The following is a 7,975-nucleotide window of genomic DNA, read 5'->3' as shown; positions in this document are numbered from 1 at the left end:
ATCCCCACCAGAATACTGGTAGGGATTATCTTTCATCTGCAGGATCGGTCAAGTGCTCTTAAACGATCGGCATTGCTCATCTAGAGGGCATTTTTTTGAAATGACTTATGACTTGTGAGTATCTAGCCATTGGTGTATCGCTTGCCTACTCCCTTGGAAGACAACCCTGTCATTTTTCTTTTCAAGTTGGTATTGGTACATCGGGTCATAGTAAATATCGAGTAACAGGTTTATCCAGTCTAGATGTTTACTGGTATCATTTTGGCTTTGTTGTACCTCAAGTGCATCGTCAACCAAGTCCTGTAATTGCTGATGTTGTTTACCGCCTAAGCGTTTACGGATCCCCAATAAACTTTGAGTCAAATAAGCTCTAAATGCATCAAAACCATCATGCTCACCAAAGTGAGACACATAATCAGCGAGTTTTTGTTCAACATAATCATTCAATAAACGCGGTAAACGCGCATCTAATGGTTCATCGAGAACGATAATATCCGCTTGTTGCATGGCGTTGTAAAAATGATGAGGCAGGGCTGACCTGCCTATAAGCATACTTTCATCTTCTAACAGTAAATGGCTATGTTGCTGTTGTTGATGCTTCAGTAATGCCACACCTAAGTTATTTTCGAAGTTAATTTGACTGGGTTGTGGATCGATATTTTTGCCAAAGCTTGATCCCCGATGATTGGCAATGCCTTCAAGATCGACGGACTCATCACGTTGGTTGATAACTTCCGTTTTACCACTGCCTGTTATGCCACTTAAAATGAGCACTTTAGATTGATTGGGTGCCTGCTCGATAGTATTGATTAAAAAATTACGCATGGCTTTATAACCCCCTTCAATATATGGGATATTTATGCCAGATTCTTTAATCCATTGCTGTGATAACGTTGAACGTAAACCACCACGAAAACAATATAAATAACTATCAGGATGTTGTGACAACTGAGCGAGCCAAGCATCTATACGTTGTTGCTTAACGGGACCATTTACTAACCTATGACCTAACGCTATGGCAGCATCTTGGCCATTTTGTTTATAACATGTTCCTACTTTTTGGCGTTCACTATCTTGCATTAACGGTAAATTAATCGAGTGACTAAATGCACCTTTGGAAAATTCAATGGGTGCTCTGACATCTATTAACGGACGATTTTCTAATAATAGTCTGCCATATTCTGAGCTGGGAATGACGTCACTCATTAGCTTAATTCCATAAGGATATCGTATCCGTCAGCGCGAGGTTCATATTCATGGAGGGTACCGATACAAGTTGCGGCAATACCATTGGTTTCCAATAATACTTTCAGTTCATTTTCAGCCTCTGCACTCACAGAAACTAACAATCCGCCGCTGGTTTGTGGATCGCAGATAATGGCTTTCTGTTCATCGGTTAATGGCGGTAAATACTCGCTATAACTGTCAAAATTACGATGGGTACCGCCTGGGATACAACCTTGAGCGAGGTAATCACTGACTTTGGGTAACAAAGGAACTTGGGATAATATTAAATTCGCTTTAAGTTTTGCACCTTGGCACACTTCAATTAAGTGGCCAGCCAGTCCAAAACCAGTGACGTCAGTTAAGGCATTAACGCCAACAATTTTAGCGATATCAATACCAATCGTGTTGAGCTGACACATCGCATTAGGTGCAATTTGACTGTCTTCATCACGCAGTTTCTTTTGTTTCTGCGCAGTGGTAAGAATGCCAATTCCAATCGGTTTGGTGATATATAGGCGATCGTTAGCTTTAGCGGTGTTATTTTTCTTTACTTGCTCGAGCGGGATTTGTCCTGTCACGGCTAAACCAAAAATAGGTTCTGGGGCATCAATACTGTGACCGCCAGCCAGCATAATACCAGCATCGGCACAGGCTTGACGTCCACCATCAACCACTTTTTGGGCTATTTCTGCTGCTAATAGATTGATTGGCCAACCTAAAATAGCAATCGCCATAATAGGCGTTCCCCCCATGGCATATATGTCGCTAATGGCATTGGTTGCTGCAATTCGGCCAAAGGTAAATGGGTCATCCACAATGGGCATAAAAAAGTCAGTGGTACTGATAATGCCAGTTTGTTCATTCAGCTTATAGACGGCTGCATCGTCACGTGTTTGATTACCGACTAATAAGTTAGGATCAGTAAACACAGGGAGTTGTGACGCAAGAATGGTACTTAATACTTTTGGGGAAATTTTACAGCCGCAGCCTGCGCCATGGCTATATTCGGTGAGCTTAATTGTTTGATCAGGCATGGTAGTTGATTTATCGCTGGCGTATTGAGCAGCAATTATAATGTTTCTCAGTAAGAATATCTTGTATTTTACTCTGTCATTAACGTGACAGTGTCGAGAGTCGAGAATAAAAGATAATTATGAGCATTATTTTTATTTTGGTTGCGGCTAGTTTTTTAACCAATAGAGACCATATGACGGAGAGCCGACTATCGTGGTAAGGCGCAAAGAGCATACACATGAACACATAAAACAAATGGCGAGCGATGGTGATGACCCATTTAAAGCCGAGAACATCGATAAGCTAAGATTAATAAAATTGGCGAGTCAAATAGGTTAGGTATCAAGTACTTTGATTCATATATTGAGAAGCTACCACGATTTATTATTAGCGGTATCTGAACAGTCATTAGCGCAGTTAGCCACAACATTAACGTTAAAGATGAGTGATAATACACTGTTGAATACTCAGCAGACGGCGATACTATCCTGTTAGCCTCTGGAGTGAGGGGGTTAACTTTAGCCACAAGGGCGGGTACTTACCACTTTCCCTAAGGATTTTTGGTCTAAAGTGGCGCTGAGCATTGCCCCTTTTTCGATGGCAGTCAGACCAACTGCCAAATGTTGTAACAGCAAGTGCGCCCAACAATTTACCAAACCTCAACATGGGTTAAGAGCTGAGATTAATTAACTCTTTACTCGAACTCGTTGAGATTACTTAAAAAAAAGGTCACGCTATACGTAACCTTTTTTTATGCTATTTACGTATTATGACGTATAAGCAGCCGTTAAGCTTTTCCAATTACGTTGTTGTTCAAGAAATTGGTTACGCAATAATTGTACTTGTTGTTTCAGATTGTGATCTGTAAGTTGCTTGCGTTTCGCCTCTAACAAGCTCTTTTTCGCTTGATAATAGTCGACTAAGTGTTGCTTCATCAGCTCATACTCTGCTTGAAATTTTTCGATTATTTCATCGCAGTTAGGTAAGTGCGCAACCTGATTCTGTGCTTGTAAAAGTTGCATCTGCAAACGTGCACTTTCAATGCGCTCTTGTGGCACTTTACGTAAATCACTGGCTAAACCAAACCAGTTCATTAGCTTGATTAACCATTTAGTTGGATCGTAGTCCCACCATTTTATTCCATTGCGGTAATCATTTTCGAAAATATGATGGAAGTTGTGATAACCCTCGCCATATGTCAGCAATGCTAAAAATGCATTATCTTTAGCGGTATTTTTATCTGTGTACGGTTGTTTGCCCCAGAGATGAGCCAATGAGTTTATGAAGAACGTACAGTGATGTACTACCACTAGACGCAATAAACCTGCCATAAGTACCATTGATAAAATATCGCCATTCAACCAGCCTATAAATGCTGGTAAACCTATATTCATTAAAATCACTAAGGCTAAGTAGTGCTTGTGTTGCCACATAACGATACGATCATTTTGTAAATCGCGGACGTTATTATAGTTACTATAGCGGCTTGCTTGATACTCGCGCAGCATCCAACCTATGTGGCTGTACCAAAATCCCATTTTGGCTGAATACGGATCTTTATCATTATTATCAACATGTTTGTGATGAACGCGGTGATCACTACACCAATGTAATGCACTGTTCTGTAGTGCTAACGCTCCGCCTAGTGCGTATAAAAAACGAACCGATGAGTGAGCTTTATAAGCTTTATGTGACCATAATCTGTGGTAACCCGCAGTAATCGATAGACCACTTGCGTAAGCGAAAATAACAAATGCAATCCATTCAATGCCATCAAAGCCATGGGTAAAACCACGCCAAGGGATTAACACCAGAGCACCAATAAAAGTAATGGCAAATAACAGGGTATTAAGCCAAATGATTGGAGGTTTTTTCATTTAGTAGGGTTCCAATAATAGGGATAAATAAGTTGAGCGTACAATTGTACGCTAATTTAACGTACAGAACTAGTCATGGTCAAGCTTAACAGGGCTGTGTTTCTGTTGTAAAAACGGTATTATCTGTGAATTAATATTGACTGAATGGATTAGTAAATGGGCGTAAGAGCACAACAAAAGGAAAAAACCCGCCGTGCATTAGTTGATGCTGCATTTAATCAACTCAGTGCCGAGCGTAGCTTTTCTAGCTTAAGTTTACGTGAAGTTGCACGTGAAGCTGGTATTGCGCCCACATCATTCTATCGCCATTTTAAAGATATGAACGAGCTTGGCTTAACCATGGTCGATGAAGGCGGATTAACCTTACGTCAAATGATGCGTAAAGGTCGTCAACGCGCAGAAGCCGGTGGTAGCGTGATCCGTATTTCTGTTGACACTTTTATGGAAGTGTTGGAATCAAACCCTAACGTATTTCGAATACTGTTACATGAACGTTCAGGTACCTCTGCCGCATTTAGAGCTGCAGTTGAGCGCGAAATTGAACACTTTATCTCTGAACTTGCTCATTACACTGAAGCACAAGCTAACCGCACACCTGTGTTAGCGCGCGCTCAAGCTGAAGCGCTGGTTATTTTGGTATTTAATGCGGGAGCATCGGCGTTGGATTCAAAACGTAGCGAACGTAGAGCGTTGGCCGACCAATTAGTATTGCAACTGCGGATGGTCGCTACTGGTGCTGAAGCGTTACAACATAAAATGGATAATAGAGCCTAATCAACTGCCTTTATAAACAAACAGTACGCTAATCATTAGCGCCCTGTTTGTTAGTTAATCTGCATTACTTACGTTCTAGTAATACGCCTGATTCCATGTGGTCTGTATAGGGGAATTGGTCAAATAGCGCAAAGCGAGTGATTTTATGTGTTTGGCCTAAGGTTAACAAATTGTCATTCAGTGTTTCTGGATTGCATGAAATATACAAAATCCGCTCATAACCTTGTATAAGCTTTAATGTTTCAGGGTCAATGCCTGCACGAGGCGGGTCAACAAAGATAGTATTGCAATCGTAACTGTCTAAGTCGATGCCTTCTAAACGTCTAAATTGACGCTTTTTCGCCATCGCATCACTAAAGTCTTCAGCAGACATACGAATAATTTGGACATTATTGACTTTATTAATATCGATATTGTACTGAGCGGCATCAACTGAAGGCTTGGCCAGTTCGGTTGCTAAAACGCGATTGAAATTTTGTGCCAATGCAATAGTAAAATTGCCGTTGCCACAGTACAATTCAAGTAAATCTCCTTGGCTGTTTTTAGTTGCATCAACGGCCCATTCTAACATTTTTACGGATACTTTAGCATTGGGCTGGGTAAAGCTATTTTCTATCTGCTTATAATGTAATCGTTGAGCGTTTACTGTAAGTGTTTCGGTAACATAGTCTTTATCTAAATCGATTTTCTGTTTGCGTGCTCGGCCAATAATACTGACATTAAATTGAGCAGATAATTTTGCCTTTAATTGAGTCGCATGTTCGCGCCATTCTTCATCAAGCTGACGGTGATATAACAAAGAGACCAATATCTCGCCACTTAACGTCGATAAAAAGTCAATTTGAAACAGCCTATAGCGTAACGCAGGATTGGGAGTTAATTCGGTGATTAATGCAGCCATCATTTGATTAATCATCAACCCCGCTGGCAAATATTGATCGCAACGCACTTTAGCATTCAATGCTTTATCAAACATGTAGTAATATAAGTCATCACCTTCATGCCACATTCTAAACTCAGCACGCATGCGATAATGCATAGGCTCAGAAGCAAAGACTTCAAGCTTTGGTGGATTGAAATCGGCAAAGGCCTGTTCTAGCTTGATGCGCTTTTGTTGTAATTGTGCATCGTAGTTTTTAGGATCCATTGCAGCTAAATTCATATCGACCACCTAAGACTGTAAAAAAGGGCGCAAATAGTATACTAAATGACGCTGATGTCTAGTATTACGCGCCTAAGTATAAAATGACATGACGATTAAAACTGAGCATATTCATATTTGGAGCCCCTATTGTCTGGACCTATTTTAGTATTTGATTCTGGTATCGGCGGATTGTCGGTCATGAATGAAATTAGAAAACAGCTGCCACAGCATGATTATTGCTATTTATTTGATAATGCCCGCTTGCCCTATGGCAACTTATCAGAGCAAGAGTTAATAGCTGGATGTGTTGCTCTGATCACCCATCATGCTCGACGTGTTAATGCCAGTATCGTGGTTGTTGCCTGCAATACCGCCAGTACTTTGGTATTGCCGCTATTACGCCAACAATTAACAATTCCTATCGTGGGTGTTGTTCCTGCCATAAAACCTGCTGCGATGTTATCGAAGAAAAAGCACATTGGTTTATTGGCTACGCCGGGCACAGTGAAACGAGATTACACTCAAGCGCTGATCAATCAGTTTGCTGGAAACTGCAAGGTCGAATTATTTGGTACGTCAGATTTAGTGTTACTTGCTGAGCAACATGTGGCGCGTCAGCAAATCGATAGAAATAAACTGAACGATATCTTATTTCCCATAGCGGCATCTAATATTGATGTACTGGTACTGGGCTGTACCCATTTCCCAATGATAGCGTCAGAAATTAGTTATTATCTTGGTGGCGGCGTAACACTATTAGATTCTGGGGAAGCAGTAGCAAAGCGAGTTAGGTTTTTACTGAGCAGAGACAATGATGGAAGTAAACAATTACAAGCGTGTTATACCAAGGATATTAGCGAAGGGCTTAAAGCAACATTAGTCGATTATGGTTTTGGTGATTTTTCGCTGGTAACCATAACCGACTAACAACACTGTTTAAATAGTGCTAAGAATCCTGCTCAATAACGATTAGCTATTTTCTGTATCAGATTCTTGTGATTTAGCTTCTCTTACCTTTAACGTGCGTTCTTGAAAGCTGTAGTCGTTTAATTTCGACATTGCCTTCTGTGCTCCCGCTTCAGACATCTCAACAAACCCAAATCCTTTACGGCGTCCTGTTTTACGGTCTCGTACTAGACGAACGGAGTTAACCGGTCCGTACTCACCGAACAATGCTTTTACTTCTCCCTCATGAACACGATAAGGCAAGTTGCCAACATACAGTGTCATAGTGGGACCTACATACGGTTCCTCTGTAGAATTTGAACCACTAGATGGCATAAAGGTGAAAATTAACGTCGCAACGACTACACCAGCAATAAACGCTACCGAAGATGGTGTGCCGCCAAACTGAGAAAAAACAAAAGCGCCAAGAAGCGCCGCAATCAAAACAATCACGAATGATTTCTGCATAAAATAATCTCTAATGAATAAAAAAATGATAAATAACTGTTAAATACTATTACATACTAATTAAAAATTACCAGATAAACCAGAGTACTGTTGAAAAATTGAGCTTGAAATCAACTTAAATATCAAAAATAAGTGTTTTGTGATTTAGGTGAAGACGGTTCTTTGAACAAAAAAGTTAAAAAAGAATCGATCTGACCAAAAGTTCGACATTCAAAACATTTCATCAATAAAAGCGCTTGCACTAAATCTCAAGCTGCCTATAATGCGCATCCACTGACACGGCATACAGCGAAAGCAGAAACCGGTTAGCGTTATTTACAACTACTTAATAGTGTTGATAACAGGCAAAAAGAAGTTTGAAAAAACACTTGACGCCATAAAGGGAATGCGTAAAATACGCATCCCAAGCCAATGACCTAGCGTCTTACGGCGATGCATGAAAGATAGCATCAACGCTCTTTAACAATTTATCAAGTAATCTGTGTGGACATTCACAGGTATTGAGTTATTCGAAATTGTCTTCTGT

Annotated in this window: 7 protein-coding genes; 2 read left to right on the top strand and 5 right to left on the bottom strand. The window is 40.5% G+C overall.

The features are described 5' to 3' along the window. Positions 1 to 105: 105 nt before the first annotated feature. From mnmH to AAEZ02_RS21295, 3 genes are all read right to left on the bottom strand, one after another. Positions 106 to 1,206, bottom strand: a complete 1,101-nt coding sequence (gene mnmH, locus AAEZ02_RS21305; protein ID WP_124012996.1) for a tRNA 2-selenouridine(34) synthase MnmH — start codon at positions 1,204 to 1,206, stop codon at positions 106 to 108. Beyond that, the gene (selD, locus tag AAEZ02_RS21300; RefSeq protein ID WP_124012997.1) at positions 1,206 to 2,261 is read right to left on the bottom strand and encodes a selenide, water dikinase SelD; all 1,056 of its coding nucleotides are present in this window, start codon (positions 2,259 to 2,261) and stop codon (positions 1,206 to 1,208) included. The genes mnmH and selD overlap by 1 nt, the downstream gene beginning before the upstream one ends. A gap of 747 nt (positions 2,262 to 3,008) precedes the next feature. After that, the gene (locus AAEZ02_RS21295; protein ID WP_101033666.1) at positions 3,009 to 4,118 is read right to left on the bottom strand and encodes an acyl-CoA desaturase; all 1,110 of its coding nucleotides are present in this window, start codon (positions 4,116 to 4,118) and stop codon (positions 3,009 to 3,011) included. Between the two features lie 156 nt (positions 4,119 to 4,274). Here AAEZ02_RS21295 and fabR point away from each other — a divergent pair, with 156 nt between their 5' ends. After that, positions 4,275 to 4,892 carry an HTH-type transcriptional repressor FabR gene (gene fabR / locus AAEZ02_RS21290; protein WP_101033668.1) on the top strand — a complete coding sequence of 206 codons (618 nt, stop codon included), beginning with the start codon at positions 4,275 to 4,277 and terminating at the stop codon, positions 4,890 to 4,892. A gap of 64 nt (positions 4,893 to 4,956) precedes the next feature. On the opposite strand, the gene trmA is transcribed toward fabR, so the two are convergent. Beyond that, positions 4,957 to 6,054 carry a tRNA (uridine(54)-C5)-methyltransferase TrmA gene (gene trmA / locus AAEZ02_RS21285; protein ID WP_351077755.1) on the bottom strand — a complete coding sequence of 366 codons (1,098 nt, stop codon included), beginning with the start codon at positions 6,052 to 6,054 and terminating at the stop codon, positions 4,957 to 4,959. A 129-nt stretch (positions 6,055 to 6,183) separates the two neighbouring features. Between trmA and murI the strand changes: the two genes are divergently transcribed. Continuing rightward, positions 6,184 to 6,963: a glutamate racemase gene (murI, locus tag AAEZ02_RS21280; RefSeq protein ID WP_101033673.1), complete on the top strand. Its 780-nt coding sequence runs from the start codon at positions 6,184 to 6,186 to the stop codon at positions 6,961 to 6,963. 42 nt (positions 6,964 to 7,005) lie between these two features. Here murI and AAEZ02_RS21275 read toward each other — a convergent pair whose 3' ends face one another. Continuing rightward, positions 7,006 to 7,449, bottom strand: coding sequence for an RNA recognition motif domain-containing protein (locus tag AAEZ02_RS21275; RefSeq protein ID WP_101033675.1), 444 nt, complete (start codon positions 7,447 to 7,449; stop codon positions 7,006 to 7,008). Between the last annotated feature and the right edge of the window lie 526 nt (positions 7,450 to 7,975).

The sequence above is a fragment of the Shewanella sp. T24-MNA-CIBAN-0130 genome (genome assembly GCF_040310185.1).
GTDB lineage: Bacteria > Pseudomonadota > Gammaproteobacteria > Enterobacterales > Shewanellaceae > Shewanella > Shewanella psychromarinicola.
The sequence above is the reverse complement of the archived record's forward strand: the minus strand, read 5'-3'. Positions and strand labels throughout refer to the sequence as shown.